This is a genomic window from Sorangium sp. So ce887 (assembly GCF_051521455.1).
Lineage (GTDB): Bacteria > Myxococcota_A > Polyangia > Polyangiales > Polyangiaceae > Sorangium.
The window spans coordinates 889,080-902,466 of record NZ_CP150354.1; the positions used below are offsets into that span (position 1 = coordinate 889,080).

A 13,387-nucleotide genomic window follows, 5' to 3' on the forward strand; every position below is an offset into this window, starting at 1 on the left:
GCCGGCTTACACCGAAAATCGAGGGCGCGCCGGCCGCGCGTGCTCCGTGCCCGGGACCGGGTGGCGCGGCGACGGTGCGACAGGCACCGGCGGTGCGGCAGGCGCCGCCGCGCGCTAGATTGCGCTGGAACGCGGGAAGCCGGGGGCAGCGACAACCGTTCTCCTGTCTCCCCATCTCCCTGCTTGATTTTCCTCAGGAGGTTCCGCGATGAGCGCAACGAGCCGCGAGCGCTTCCAGTCCAGCCTGCGCCGCGCCAGGAAGATCGCCGTCCTGACCGGCGCCGGCGTCTCGGCGGAGTCGGGCATCCCCACGTTCCGCGGCGCCGGCGGGCTGTGGCGGCGCTACCAGGCGACGAGCCTCGCCTCGCCCGAGGCGTGGCAGCGCGATCCGGGGCTCGTGTGGGAGTTCTACAACCACCGCCGCGAGCGCGCGCTCGGCTGCCGCCCGAACCCGGGCCACCACGCGCTGGCGCGGCTGGAGGCGCGCTTTCGGGAGGCCGGCGGCGTCTTCACCCTGATCACCCAGAACATCGACGGCCTGCACGAGCAGGCGGGCTCGCGGGACCTGGTGCGGCTCCACGGCTCGGTGTGGCAGGTGCGCTGTCTCTCGTGCGGGAGCGTGACCGAGAACCGCGGCGTGCCCATCACACCCGCCTTCGCGGGCAGCGGCTCCCCCGATCCGGAGACCCGCGCCCGCCGCTTCACCGCCGCGGAGCTGCCTCATTGCAGCTGCGGCGGCGTGCAGCGTCCGCACGTCGTCTGGTTTGGCGAGGCCCTGAAGGAGAGCGATCTCGCCGCGGCGGCCGCCGGGGTCGACGGCTGCGATCTCCTGCTCGTGGTCGGCACCTCGGCCGTGGTCTATCCGGCGGCAGGCTTCGTCCCCCTGGCCAAGCGTCACGGCGCCCTCATCGCCGAGATCAACGTGGAGCCCAGCGCGGTCACCAGCCTCTGCGATTTCGTGTTCACCGGCGGCGCGGGGGAGATCCTGCCCTCGCTGCTCGACCTCGCACCGGCGCCCGCGCCGTGACGATCGCGGTCTGACCGGCGCGCGCCGACGCGATGATCTCGACTTCTCTCCGGCGACGCGATCGCCCCCGCGCGCCCGCGCCGAACCCGGCGGGCGGCCTCCTCGACGGCAGGCCGGCGGCGTCAGCGCGACAGAGGCGAAGCGTGACGGCGACGAGCGGGCGATATCAGCGGGTTGCGCAGCACGTCGCAGCGCGCGCGCGGTGCACGTCGCGCGCGGCGCGGCTCGTGCTTCTCCCGGGGTATGGAACAGGTCAACCGTGGGATTTCAGGGCTAACGTGGGCTGCGATCGCGCTCGTCGTGATCGGCGCCGTCAACTGGGGGCTTGTTGGGCTGTTCGAGTTCGACCTGGTCGCCGCGCTCTTCGGCAGGCTCAGCGCGATCAGCCGCATCGTCTACGTGCTCGTCGGGCTCGCTGGCCTTTACCTCCTCTACGCCTCAACCCAGCTCGGTAAGCGCACGCGCGTCACCACGACGCCCTGAGCGGCCTCGCTCGACCGGGCGCACCGGCGCGAAGCAGGCGCGCCGTGGACCGGATCCGGAGTACCTGGGAGTCAGGTGGCTCCCGAGGTCGTGGTCTGTGCCGGCGCGGGTCTTGCAGCTCATGGCACCTGTCCAGACACCGTTCTGGAACCATGGAACAGCGAGCTCAGCGGCAACTCCCAGGCGCCCTCGTCGTTCGTCAGAAGGGTCGATCCGGCGGACTGGAGAGGTGCAGTCGTGTCCCGACAAGGCCGCAGCCGCGACGGACCCAGGAGTGACACCATGCCCAGCTCTCGAGAACCCGTGACCGCCCTCGCCCGCGACGCCGCCCGGCCGCTGAGCGGCCGCGCGCGGGACCACGATGCCCTGCTCGACGCGATCGGCGATCGCCGCTTCGTCCTGCTCGGCGAGGCGACGCACGGCACACACGAGTTCTACCAGGCGCGCGCTCAGATCACGCGGCGGCTCATCGCCGAGAGGGGCTTCACCGCCGTCATCGTCGAGGCCGACTGGCCGGACGCCTACCGCGTGAACCGCCATGTCCGCGGAACGGACGACGACGGCAGCGCCGAGGAGGCGCTCGGCGGCTTCAAGCGGTTCCCGCGGTGGATGTGGCGCAACCAGGATGTCCTCGGGCTCGTCCGCTGGCTCCGCGAGCACAACGCCCGCGTCCCGCGCGGGCAGCCGAAGGCGGGCTTCTACGGCATGGACCTGTACAGCTTGCACGCCTCCATGGAGGCTGTCCTCGAATACCTCGACCGCGTCGATCCGGAGGCCGCCAGGCGGGCGCGGCGCCGCTACGGGTGTTTCGACCGGTTCAGCGAGGACCCGCAGGTATACGGGTACGCGGCCGGCTTCGAGCTGAGCGGGTCGTGCGAGCGCGAGGTCGTCGAGCAGCTGATAGAGCTGATGAAGAAGCAGGCCGAGTATGCCAAGCTCGATGGGCGCGTCGCCGAGGACGAGTACTTCCAGGTCGAGCAGAACGCGCGGCTCGTGCAGAGCGCCGAGGAGTACTACCGCACCATGTTTCGTGGCCCCGTGTCGTCGTGGAACCTCCGCGACCGGTACATGGCCGGTACCGTCGAGGCGCTGGTCGCGCACCTCGATCGGTTCCATGCGCCGACCCGGGCCGTCCTCTGGGCGCACAACTCGCACCTGGGCGACGCGCGCGCCACGCAGATGGGCGAAGCAGGCGAGTGGAACGTCGGCCAGCTCCTGCGCGAGCGCTTCGGCGACGACACGTTCCTCGTCGGCTTCTCGACGCACACCGGCACCGTGATGGCCGCCTCCGCGTGGGGCGATCCCGCGGAGATCAAGCGCGTCCGGCCGTCGCTGCCGGACAGCTACGAGCGGCTCTTCCACGACACGGATCTGCCGCGCTTCTGGCTCGACCTGCGGCCCGAGGCGGGCGCGCGCCGGGAGCTCGTCGAGGCGCTGCGCGAGCGCTGCCTCGAGCGCGCGATCGGCGTGCTCTATCTCCCGGAGACCGAGCGGGCGAGCCACTACTTCCACGCGAGGCTCAGCGAGCAGTTCGACGCGGTCATCCACGTCGACGAGACGAGCGCGGTGCGGCCGCTGGAATGGACGACCGAGCGGCGCGAGCCGGAGGCGGAGACGTACCCGACAGGGATGTGAGCGCCGGGAACAGGCGCTCTGGCGAGGGGAGGGTCGCGCCGGCCCCGCCCGCGCGCCGCCGCCGCGCGGCGCGTCTCGGGCTTTCGCGCTTGCCCGGAGGGCGGCCGGTCGAGGTATCGTCCCGGCCGTGTCCTCCGCTCACAAGCTCCGCGAGCTCCTCGCGACGCCCGGCCTCCTCGTCATGCCGTGCTGCTTCGATGCGCTGTCGGCGCGCCTGATCGAGCAGGCCGGCTTCTCGCTGACCTTCATGAGCGGCTTCGCGGTCTCCGCCGCGCGCCTCGGCGCTCCGGACACGGGGCTCATCTCGTATGGCGAGATGGTCGACCAGGCGCGGGCGATCTGCGCTGCGGTGTCGATCCCGGTGCTCGGCGACGGCGACACGGGCTACGGCAATGCGATGAACGTGAAGCGCACGGTGCGCGGCTATGCGCAGGCCGGGCTCGCGTGCGTCATGATCGAGGACCAGGTGGCTCCGAAGCGCTGCGGCCACACGCGCGGCAAGCAGGTCGTGCCCCGCGACGAGGCGTTCACCCGCGTCCAGGCCGCCGTGGACGCGCGCGACGAGGGCGCCGGCGTGCTCATCATGGCGCGCACCGACGCCCGGCAGACCCACGGCTTCGACGAGGCGCTGGCCCGGGCCAGGGCGTTCGCCGATCTCGGGGCCGACATCGTGTTCCTGGAGGCGCCCGAGAGCGTGGAGGAGATGCGCACGTTCTGCCGGGAAGTGCGCGCGCCGGCCATGGCAAACATGGTGGATCACGGCAGGACTCCGGTGCTGCCCCCGGCCGAGCTCGCGGCGATCGGCTACAAGATCGCGGCCTATCCGCTCACCCTGCTCTCGGTCGCCGCCGCCGCCATGCGCGAGGCCCTCGCGGCCCTGCGCGCCGGCCGGCACCCGGACCCCCGGACGAGCTTCGGTACGCTCCAGGAAATCGTCGGCTTCCCTGAGTACTATGCTGAAGAGGAGCGCTATGCGCTGCCTCCCAGGAAGGGTTGAGTCGGGAACCATGTCCACCATGTCCTCCGCCGAGCCCGCGTCGCTCCTCGACGCGGCGCGCAGCCTCGTTCCGCTCATCAAGGAGCACGCGCAGCAGGGAGAGCGCGAGCGCCGTCTGCCCGATCCTGTCGCGAGGGCGTTCAGGGAGTCGGGGATCTTCCGCATGTGTCGTCCGCGAGCGCTCGGTGGCCTCGGGACCGACCCCCTCACGGCGATGCAGGTCATCGAGGAGCTCTCGCGGGCCGACGGCGCGGCGGGATGGTGCGCGATGATCTGCGGCACGACCGGCGCGTTCGAAGCGCACCTCCCGGCGGAGGGGGGCAGAGAGATGTACGCGAGCCCGGATGCCGTGACCGCCGGCGTCTTCGCGCCGAGCGGGCGCGCCGTCGAGGTCGAGGGAGGGGTTCGCGTCACCGGGAGGTGGGCGATGGCGAGCGCCTGTCAGCATTGCGACTGGCTGGGCGGCACCGCGGTGGTCTTCGACGGGGCGGCCCCGCGCATGCTGCCGGCGGGCATGCCCGAGGCCGTCGTGTCGATGTTCCGCGCCTCCGAGTGCAAGATCCTGGATACGTGGACCGTCTCCGGCCTCGCCGGCACCGGGAGCCACGATTTCGAGGTCGTGGACGTCTTCGTGCCGAGCGGCCGGTGTATCCGTCTCCCGATGGCGGCGCCGATCCATCCGGGGCCGCTCTTCTCGTTCCCCCTCTTCGGCTTCCTCGCGAGCGCGGTCGCGTCGACCGCGCTCGGGGTGGCGCGCGAAGCCCTCGATGAGCTGGTCCGTCTCGCGGCGACCAAGAGGCCGTCTGGAATGATGGCGTCGCTCGCGGCGCGGCCGTCGACGGCGCTCGTCGTGGCCGAGGCCGAGGCCACGCTGGGCGCGGCCAGGGCGTACCTCTTCGATTCGGTCGGCGCGGTCTGGGATGCCGCGGCCTCTGGCGGGTCGATCACGATACGGGAGCGAGCTCGCGTCCGGCTCGCCGCGACGAATGCCGCTCTCGGCGCGGCCCGCGTCGTCGATCTCGCCTTCACGGCGGGCGGCGCCACGGCGCTCTACGCGGACAGCCCTCTTCAGCGCTGCTTCCGCGACGTCCACGCCGTCACGCAGCACGCCCTCGTCGCCCCGCACACGCGCGAGGTCCAGGGTCGCGTGCTCCTCGGGCTGGACACCGAGCTACCGATGTTTTGACGGGCCGTCCGCGAGAGGAGAGACGGAGACGAGAGGGCGAAGCAGGCGAGCCGTCACGCGCCCGCGGGGGGCGCGCGCCTCACGTGAGCGGGAGGTCCACCCAGCGCTCGAAGCCCGGCCGGCGCTTGATGCGTTCGTACCACGCGTCGACGTGCTGGAGCGCCGGCCGGTCGGCCGGCAGGTTGTACCACCGCTGCGCCGCCACCCCGAGGGGGATATCGGCGAAGGTGAAGTACTCTCCTGCGACCCACGGGTGCCGTGACAGCTGCCTGTCGAGGATCCCCAGGGCGGCGAGGGCCGCCTTGCGCGCACCGTCGATCGCGCCCCGATCGCGGCGCTCCTCCGGCGTGCGCAGGAGCTGGATGAGGAGCGTCCGGACCGGGGGCCACAGGGTCCCGAGCTGCCAGTCTGTCCAGGCGTCGGCGCGCGCCCTCTCCGCGAGATCGCTCGGCTGGAGCGGCGGCGAGCCGTAGCGCGCGAACAGATACCGCACGATCGCGTGCGACTCCCAGAGCGTCAGGGACCCGTCCTCGAGCGTCGGGACCAGGCCGTTGGGGTTGAGGGTGAGATAGTCGGCGTCCTTCACGCGGCCGAACGGCCCGCCGGCGTCGACGCGCTCGAAATCCAGCCTGAGCTCGTCGAGCGCCCAGAGGACCTTCTGCACGTTCGAAGAGTTCTTGTGACCCCAGAGTCTCAGCATGATGTCTCCTGTCCCTCGGTGCCGCTCAGGCGGCCGTCGCCGCCGCCGGTTTCACGAACTTCGCGTAACGCTCCACGTAGAAATCGACCGGATTCGAGGTGGCGCGGACCGCGTCGCGCGCCTGCACCGCCTCGATCCACGCCCGGAGCCGCGTGAGCTCTGCCGGGATGGAGAACCCGCGGAGGCGATCGACCGCGGGCAGCCGCTCGAACCACGGATAGAACGAGAGATCGACGAGGCTGACGTCGGCGCCGAGCCAGTAGGGCCCGCGGCCCGACGACCCCGCCAGCGCCTCTCGCTCGATGAACGCGAGCACCTCGCCGAGCGCCTTGCGCCCCTCCGCTTCGCGCTCCGGCGTCTCGGCCCTGAGCAGCTGGGCGAACGCCGGCACGAGGCGCGTGTTCGCGTAGTCTATCCAGATCCGCGCCAGGGCGCGCTTGCCCGGCTCCCTCGGCAGGAGCGCCGGATCGGGGAAGACCTCCTCGAGGTACTCGTTGATGATCGCCGACTCCCAGATGCGGTTGCCCTCGTGCTCGATCGCCGGGACCTTGCCGTAGAGCGAGGCGTCGACGAACGCCCGCGGCTTGTTCTGCAGATCGACCTCGATCAGCTCGGCGTCAATCGCCTTCTCCTGAAGCACGAGCCGGGTACGGTGGGCGAAGGGGCACGCCTTCGCGCTGAAAAGTCGCAGCGTCGTCATCCTGTTCTCCTTCGTGGCGTCCGCCACGCGAAAAGCTCTCCGGCAGTCGATTGCGTTCGCGTCATCTCCCGAGCTGTGATCTCACGAGCTATCGATATCGATGGCTATATCGATAGAGCAGGTAGCGTGCCAGATCGTTGTCGCAGGAACGGATCGCAATCCGTCATGGTGGACATGGACTTGCTGCGACAGGAGCAAGGATTGCTGGTGATGTGTTGCTGCGGCAGCAATTCATCCGTCGTGAGGCCGTCGTGAGGCGGTGCCCCGGTCGGCCGGCGTCCTGTGATGCCGCGCGGGCTCGCTGGACCGCCTGCTGGACGCACGTTCGAGGTGCTCGGGGTCGGCTTGCTCGACCGGCGCTCCGCTGGGAGCGCGGGGCGCTGGGGTGGGCCGCTGCCGGTGGGAGGGTCGAAAGACGTCAAACGCTCGGGAGGCGGCGCGCCTCTCGGGCGGGCGCATGTTCAGATCTTCATCCTTCCTCCTCGTGGCTTGTTGGTCGCGGATGCGACAGAAAGAGGCGCAGTCGGCGCCACGTCATCGCGTGGCGCCTCTGGTCGAGCGGGTCATCCACGCGCGGGCGTGGACGCGGAGCTCCTCTCAACGCACCGGGAGGGAGAGCTGCTGTTGTTCGCCTTACTCTTTCGTGGCGGATGTTAATCCGTTATAACGGAAGTGTCAAGCCGCTCCGGGAGGGCGTTGGCGTTCCTGATCGGTCGCGCTGTAACGGGTCTGCGGCGGGGATGGCGCTGTCGGGGAGGGGACTGGGCCGGACATGCGGGGATGTGCCAGCGAGGTCTTCGTTGTAAGCTCCGCGGCATGACGACGGTTCGTCTCCACGCTGGAGCGCTCTGCGGCTCGGGACATGGCCCTCGCGCGGTCCGCGGCGCTCGACGGGGCAGCGTCCTCGTCGTCAGGTGCACGATCGCGGCGGGCGTGGAGCGGGGCGATGGCGGGTGAGCGCCCGCCGTCTCGTATCCTGACCGCTCGGCTGACGCTGCGAGCGTGGCGGCCCGAAGATGCTCCTTTGATCAGGGAGGCGATCGACGGAAGCCTTGCGCACCTGCGGCCCTGGATGCCGTGGGCCGCGCACGAGCCTTCATCCATGGACGCCTCCACTGTGCTCCTGGAGAGGTTCCGGGACGACTTCGCGGCAGGACGGGACTTCCATTACGGCATCTTCACGCGCGACGAGCGCCAGGTGCTCGGAGGGACGGGGCTGCACCCGCGGATCGGTCCGGACGCGATCGAGATCGGGTACTGGCTCCGGGAGACCGCGACGCGCCGCGGTTACGCGAGCGAGGCCGTGGCCCGCTTGACCCGGGTCGCGCTCGAGGAGCTCGGGGTGAGCCGCGTCGAGATCCGTTGCGACCCGCGGAACACGGCGAGCGCCGCCGTGCCTCGACGGCTCGGGTATCAGCATGTGACGACGCTCGAGGCCAATGCCCTGACGCCCTCGGGCGAGCCGCGCGACACCATGGTGTGGGCGCAGACGGCCGCGGAGCTCGCGGGGCCAAGGCGGGAGTAAGTCACCTGCACATGAAGGCGTGAGTCAGGAAGAATATCGAATGATCTTGCCACCTCCATGTGAACTCTCTCCGGGCGAGTGACAGCACCGTTGCGCCGAGGAAGGCAACGTCCGTGAGACCACCGCGCTCGGCCGGCGCGCCGCGAGCACCATCGAGTTCAGAGAGAGGTGCTCGGTGCGCGCTGGCAGCGATCAGAGCTCGAGCGTCATCTCGATCATCGTGCGACGGAAGCCGAACCGCTCGAACAGGCGCTGCGCAGCGGCGTTCTGCGTCGCGGTGTGGAGCACGACGCGTGGCGCACCCAGGGCGCGGAGCCGTGCGAGCATGGCCTCCAGCAGGATGGCGCCCGCGCCGAGCCGGCGCACGGGTTCGGCGATATAGAGGTCGTGGACCACGCCGCAGGCGTCGAGGAGGCTGTTCCAGTCGCGCGGCTCCCGGCGGCCGTAGGCGTAGCCGACCAGCACCGGCTCGGCGCCGCCTCGCTCGGCGACGACGATCGCGGCGTCAGGGCTTTCGAGCTCGCTGGTGAGCCATCGCTCGTAGCCCGGCTCGATCGGCTCCAGGCACAGGAAGCGGTGCGGATCCAGGGCATGGTGGAGGCGGACGAGCTGCGCCGCGAAGCGCGCCACCTCGGGCATGTCCGCGCGCACCGCCCCGCGGACCGTGATGGAGGAGGTCATCTACCAGGATAGCCGAGCGACGACCGCTCGCCCGGCGCTCGGCGCCCGGCGCTCGGCGCTCGGCGCTCGGCGCTCAGCGTGCTTTGCCCGCCCCCAGGCTCGCCAGCGCCTGCTCCGCGTCGCGCCGGTAGGCGTTGTCGGTCGGCGCCGTCTCCAGGAAGCGCTGGTAGTGGCGGATGGCCTTCTCGCGGTCGTTCGTCGCGCGGAGCGCCTCGGCCAGGAGGAAGTGCGCGTCGAACAGCCACGGCGGGGTCGAGCGCTCCGGCGACTCGCCCAGGGCGACCGCCTGCGCCATCTCGGTCGCGGCCCCGGCCCGGTTGCCGCGCGACGCGTAGATCTTGCCGAGGCGGTAGTGCCACTCGGGGACCTTGTCGTTGGACGCGATCGCCTTGCGCCAGGCCTCCTCCGCCGCCGGCCAGTTGCCCTGATCCTGGTAGCAGAGCGCCATCGTGGCGTACGCCTCGTAGCGGGACGGCCGCTTCTCGAGCGCGATCTGCAGATCCGCCAGCGCGTCGCGGCTCGCCCCCTGCTTCTGCAGCAGGACGCCGCGCTGCCAGTACGCGTCGCCGAGCTCCGCGTCGAGCTCCAGCGCCCGCCTCAGCGCCATCTCGGCGCGCGCGGTCTGGCCCGTCTCGTTGGCGCCCCAGCCGACGTAGAGGTGGTACTCGGCGCGGTTCGGGTCGATCTCCGAGGCGCGCTCCAGGAAGCGCAGCGCCTCGGCCGTGTTCGTGCCGCGCACCAGGAGCGCGCGGCCGAGGAAGTGGTTCGCCTCGGCGGAGTTCGCCTTGTCCTTGAGCACCTCGCGCAGGATGGGCTCGGCCTGGCTCGCGTGCCCCGCCATCACCTGGGTCGAGCCGACGCGCAGCTTCAGATCGACGTCGTTCGGCGCCTTGCGGAGCGCGTCGGCGTACATCTCCAGCGCGCGCTCGCTCTGCCCGGTCTCCTCGAACAGGAGCCCTCGCTCCAGCGCCAGGCCGGGGTAGTCCTTGTCCGCCGCCATGACCTTGTCGAAGATCCGCGCTGCGTCCTCGAACCGGCGCAGGCGGCGGTAAGCCTCCCCCAGCTTGAACTCGCTGCCGAGGTCCTCCTCCTTGGCGAGCGCGAGCTCGAGCTCCATCCGGGCCTCCTCGTACTTCCCGGTCTGGAGCGCGACCTCGGCCTTGGCCTTGTGGAGGGCCGGCAGCTCCGGGAACTTCGCCGTCGCCTCCGACAGCTTCGCCGCCGCCGCCTCGTTGCGGCCCAGGCTCGACAGCAGCGAGGACAGCGCCACGTAGGCGTCGACGACCTCCGGGCGGTTCTCGCTCGACTTCACCGCGTCGAGGTACGCCTGCTCCGCTTCCTTCTTGTTGCCGAGCGCGAGCTCGGTGCGCCCGATCCAGTAGGCGACCTGCGGATCCGCCGCGTGGGTCTTCTGCAGCCCCTTCAGGAGGTCCTTCGCCTCCTTCATGCGCTCCTGCGCGAGCCAGGTCTTCGCCTTGCCGATGTGGGCGGCGAGGTTCTGCGCGTCGGCGCGGGCCGCGGCCTCGAAGCGCGCCTGCGCCTCGGAGTAGCGGCCGGACCGGTACAGGACCTCGCCGTTGCCGATCAGCGCGCGCACCGCCTGCGGATCGATCTTCGCCGCGGCGGCGAAGGCCTGCTCGGCCGCGCTCATGCGGGACTTCGTGAGGTGGATGGTGCCGAGCAGCGTGTACGCCTCGACGATCTCGGGGTCGCTCGCGGCGGCGCGGACCGGACCGTCGCCGGTGACCTTGCCGAGCAGGTCGAGCGCCTCCTGCTCGCGGCCCTGCGTCTGCCAGAGCAGCGACGCGATCAGGGTGCGGGCCCCGACGTGGTCCGGCGAGGCCTCGAGCGCGCTCCTGGCGCTCGCCTCGGCGCCGGGCGCATCGCCGGCGAGCCGCTGCGCCCGGGCCAGGCCGAACAGCGTGCGCGCGCTCTTCTGGAGCTCGGTCGCGCGCTGCCACGCCGCGGTCGCCTTGGGAGCGTCCCTGGCGAGGAGCTCGATCTCGGCGGCGAGGACGGCGACGTCGATGTCGTCCTTGAGCTGGGCGCCGAGCGCCTGCGCGGCCTGGCGCGCGCGCGGGAGCTGGCCCGTGGTCGCGTCCTGCGCCGCGACGGCCAGGGTGAGCAGGTCGCCCGGATGGGAGCTCGCGAGCGTGACCATCTCCTTCCCGAAGGCGTCGTCGATGGTCCGGTGCCCGAAGCGGACGCTGCGCGCGAAGGCGACGTACGCGGCGTAAGCCATCGTCGGCCGGTGGCGGGGCGCGCTCGTGCGTGTGGCCTTTGCGTCGTTCAGCGCGCCGTTCGCGGCCGAGGCGGTGTCCTGGGCGAGGGCCGTCTGGGTCCGCTGCCGGAGATCGGCGAGCGCCGCCTCGTACGCGAAGACGTTGAGCCGGTCGCTGATGAGGTTCACGCCGAAGGCGCCGACGTCCGGAACGAGCGCGAGCGCGCCGCCGCCGACGGCGGCGACGGCGAGCACCGCGACGACGTAGCGCTTGATCTTCGACTTCTGCGCCGGGGCTTCCTGGGCAGGCGCGGGCTTCTCGACCTGCGCCTCCGGCCCGGCGCTCAGGTCGCCGATCTCGGTGCCCGCGCCGGTGAGATCGACCTCGTCGCCGACGCTGGGGTTCGGCTGGCTGAGCTCGATGCCCCGATCGTCGTCGTCCGCCGGCGTCTGCGTGAAGTTCCCGGAGCGATCGGACGGATCGTAGGCGGTGGGCGCGGCGCTGGCGGCGAGGTGCGTCACGCTCTCGCCGAGCGCGATCTCGTCGCCGAAGTCGGCCGGCGGCATCGCGCCGCCGAAGTCGGCCGGCGGCATCGCGCCGCTGCTCGGGGGCTCGGGCGCCGCCTGCGGGATCGGGCGCGGCCCGGGCGCCTGGAACGCGGCGCCGACGCGCGAGTCGTCGTAGTCCGGCGGGGCCTCGTCGAACAGCTCGGCGCCGACGATGGTGCCTGGTCCGGCGGGCAAGCCGGTGCCGGTGGCCCTCGTGGGAAGGGCGGTGCCGGTGGCCTTCGTGGGAAGGGCGGTGCCCGTGGCCTTCGTGGGAAAGCCCGCGGACGCCGCGGCAGGGTAGCCGGCGGACGCCGCGGCAGGGTAGCCGGCCGATGCCGAGGTCGGGAGCCCGGCGCGCACCGGCGAGGGGAGCGGTGCGGAGGCCGGCGCGGGCAGGCCCGCGTTCGAGAACGGGGAGGGCATGCCGATCACGCCCGGGACCGAGCTCGGCAGATCGCTGGCCATGATGGGCAGGTCGCCCGAGGGCGAGGGCAGCTCGGCCTCACCGTCGCCCTCGAGCGGCAACTCGAGCTCGCCGAAGCCGAACGACATGGACCCGCTGCTGGAACGCGCCGGCGGAGCCGGGGGCGCGTCGTCGTCCAGGTCTCCGAAGTCGTATTCCGGGACCACGCGGGGCGGAGCGACGTCCCCCATCCCGCGGGTGCGCCCGCGGCTGAGCGGCTGCGAGGCGGCCCCGGAATCGCGCGCGCCGAACCCCGAGGGGGCGCTCGGCCGCGAGTCCCGTATGCCGAACCCGAGGATGCGCCGGCTGCTGGGAGGAAGCGGATCGGACGGCGCCGGCAGGTCGGACTCGGCGAACGCGGTGGGCGTCGCCGGAGCGGTGCGGGACTCCGCGCGCGAGCGCGCCCCGAACGGAGCCGGCGCGGCGGGCATATTGCCGTAGACGACCGGCAGGTCGTCGGGATCGAGCCCCTGCACCTCGGCGTCCGTCGGGCTCGGGAGCTCGACCATGAGATCGATCTCGCCGAAGCCGCGGCGCTGCGGCACGGTCTTGGCGTTGCGCCGATCGGACGGGGCCGGGCGATCGGGGACGTCGGGCAGGCCGATCTCGCCGAAGACCTCGGGGCCCGACGGCTCAGGGAGCGGCGCGGGCGCTGCGGGGGCCGTGGGCGCCGCGCGGCGCGGCGGCGTCGCCACGGGCGCCGGCCCCGGACGACGAGGAGGCGCGACCGCGGGGAACGCGACGTCCTCCGGGGCCGCCACCGGCAGATCGGCGTCGTCGTGCATCGCCGGCGCGCTCCGCTCCGAGAGCTGCAAGCCTCCCGCTCCAGCCCGCGGCGCGGGCGTGGGTGTGGGCGCGGGCGTCGGCGCAGGTGCTGCACCCGCGCCCCCCTTGGTCACAAGCAGGCTCGTACCGCACTTCGGACAGCGCATCCTGAGCCCCGCAGGGGGAATGCGCTTCTCGTCGACCTGGTACGGCGATTTGCATCCGTCGCACTCGACCTTGATCATGCTCCCCGACCCGATGCCGGCGCTGCGAGTGCCTCCGCAGGCGCGCGCCTACACGCTCGTTCGGCCTGTCAAAGGCCGGGATGCCCCGACATCCGCTCTCCTTACTAGCAGGGCTTGTGGTCCTTGGATCGCCTCTTCTACGGGCCGTCCTCAAATCGGCGATTTCCCCGGGCATGTCGCGTGCTTGTCTCCGGCGTGGAGCCGGAGCCG

The 13,387-nt window shown here is 72.0% G+C and carries 10 protein-coding genes; 6 read left to right on the plus strand and 4 right to left on the minus strand.

Going from position 1 to position 13,387, the window contains the following annotated elements; translation table 11 throughout:
* Positions 1 to 208: 208 nt before the first annotated feature.
* The 5 genes from WMF36_RS03395 to WMF36_RS03415 all read left to right on the plus strand — a co-directional run bounded on the left by WMF36_RS03395 (position 209) and on the right by WMF36_RS03415 (position 5,328).
* A complete protein-coding gene (locus WMF36_RS03395) occupies positions 209 to 1,027 on the plus strand; it encodes an SIR2 family NAD-dependent protein deacylase (protein ID WP_437578148.1) in 819 nt (272 codons plus the stop codon).
* Positions 1,028 to 1,270: 243 nt separating this feature from the next.
* On the plus strand, positions 1,271 to 1,510 hold the full coding sequence (locus WMF36_RS03400; protein WP_437578150.1) for a DUF378 domain-containing protein: 240 nt from the start codon (positions 1,271 to 1,273) through the stop codon (positions 1,508 to 1,510).
* Between the two features lie 282 nt (positions 1,511 to 1,792).
* Positions 1,793 to 3,145, plus strand: a complete 1,353-nt coding sequence (locus WMF36_RS03405; protein WP_437578151.1) for an erythromycin esterase family protein — start codon at positions 1,793 to 1,795, stop codon at positions 3,143 to 3,145.
* A 127-nt stretch (positions 3,146 to 3,272) separates the two neighbouring features.
* Positions 3,273 to 4,142: an isocitrate lyase/PEP mutase family protein gene (locus tag WMF36_RS03410; RefSeq protein ID WP_437578152.1), complete on the plus strand. Its 870-nt coding sequence runs from the start codon at positions 3,273 to 3,275 to the stop codon at positions 4,140 to 4,142.
* A gap of 10 nt (positions 4,143 to 4,152) precedes the next feature.
* Positions 4,153 to 5,328 carry an acyl-CoA dehydrogenase family protein gene (locus tag WMF36_RS03415; protein ID WP_437578153.1) on the plus strand — a complete coding sequence of 392 codons (1,176 nt, stop codon included), beginning with the start codon at positions 4,153 to 4,155 and terminating at the stop codon, positions 5,326 to 5,328.
* A 79-nt stretch (positions 5,329 to 5,407) separates the two neighbouring features.
* On the opposite strand, the gene WMF36_RS03420 is transcribed toward WMF36_RS03415, so the two are convergent.
* Complete coding sequence (locus WMF36_RS03420; RefSeq protein WP_437578154.1) at positions 5,408 to 6,028, minus strand: glutathione S-transferase family protein; 621 nt, start codon at positions 6,026 to 6,028, stop codon at positions 5,408 to 5,410.
* A gap of 25 nt (positions 6,029 to 6,053) precedes the next feature.
* Positions 6,054 to 6,728: a glutathione S-transferase family protein gene (locus WMF36_RS03425; protein ID WP_437578155.1), complete on the minus strand. Its 675-nt coding sequence runs from the start codon at positions 6,726 to 6,728 to the stop codon at positions 6,054 to 6,056.
* Between the two features lie 946 nt (positions 6,729 to 7,674).
* Between WMF36_RS03425 and WMF36_RS03430 the strand changes: the two genes are divergently transcribed.
* Entirely contained in the window at positions 7,675 to 8,253 is a 579-nt protein-coding gene (locus WMF36_RS03430; protein WP_437578157.1) for a GNAT family N-acetyltransferase, read from the plus strand.
* A 192-nt stretch (positions 8,254 to 8,445) separates the two neighbouring features.
* Here WMF36_RS03430 and WMF36_RS03435 read toward each other — a convergent pair whose 3' ends face one another.
* Positions 8,446 to 8,934 carry an N-acetyltransferase family protein gene (locus tag WMF36_RS03435; RefSeq protein WP_437578159.1) on the minus strand — a complete coding sequence of 163 codons (489 nt, stop codon included), beginning with the start codon at positions 8,932 to 8,934 and terminating at the stop codon, positions 8,446 to 8,448.
* Between the two features lie 73 nt (positions 8,935 to 9,007).
* Positions 9,008 to 13,177 carry a tetratricopeptide repeat protein gene (locus WMF36_RS03440; protein WP_437578160.1) on the minus strand — a complete coding sequence of 1,390 codons (4,170 nt, stop codon included), beginning with the start codon at positions 13,175 to 13,177 and terminating at the stop codon, positions 9,008 to 9,010.
* Positions 13,178 to 13,387: the final 210 nt, after the last annotated feature.

What these genes read in the sequence shown, in the direction of transcription:
- WMF36_RS03395 (WP_437578148.1), top strand. Translation starts at nt 209, where the DNA reads ATGAGCGCAACGAGCCGCGAGCGCTTCCAGTCCAGCCTGCGCCGCGCC.
- WMF36_RS03400 (WP_437578150.1), top strand. Translation starts at nt 1,271, where the DNA reads ATGGAACAGGTCAACCGTGGGATTTCAGGGCTAACGTGGGCTGCGATC.
- WMF36_RS03405 (WP_437578151.1), top strand. Translation starts at nt 1,793, where the DNA reads ATGCCCAGCTCTCGAGAACCCGTGACCGCCCTCGCCCGCGACGCCGCC.
- WMF36_RS03415 (WP_437578153.1), top strand. Translation starts at nt 4,153, where the DNA reads ATGTCCACCATGTCCTCCGCCGAGCCCGCGTCGCTCCTCGACGCGGCG.
- WMF36_RS03420 (WP_437578154.1), bottom strand. Translation starts at nt 6,028, where the DNA reads ATGCTGAGACTCTGGGGTCACAAGAACTCTTCGAACGTGCAGAAGGTC.
- WMF36_RS03425 (WP_437578155.1), bottom strand. Translation starts at nt 6,728, where the DNA reads ATGACGACGCTGCGACTTTTCAGCGCGAAGGCGTGCCCCTTCGCCCAC.
- WMF36_RS03430 (WP_437578157.1), top strand. Translation starts at nt 7,675, where the DNA reads ATGGCGGGTGAGCGCCCGCCGTCTCGTATCCTGACCGCTCGGCTGACG.
- WMF36_RS03435 (WP_437578159.1), bottom strand. Translation starts at nt 8,934, where the DNA reads ATGACCTCCTCCATCACGGTCCGCGGGGCGGTGCGCGCGGACATGCCC.
- WMF36_RS03440 (WP_437578160.1), bottom strand. Translation starts at nt 13,177, where the DNA reads ATGATCAAGGTCGAGTGCGACGGATGCAAATCGCCGTACCAGGTCGAC.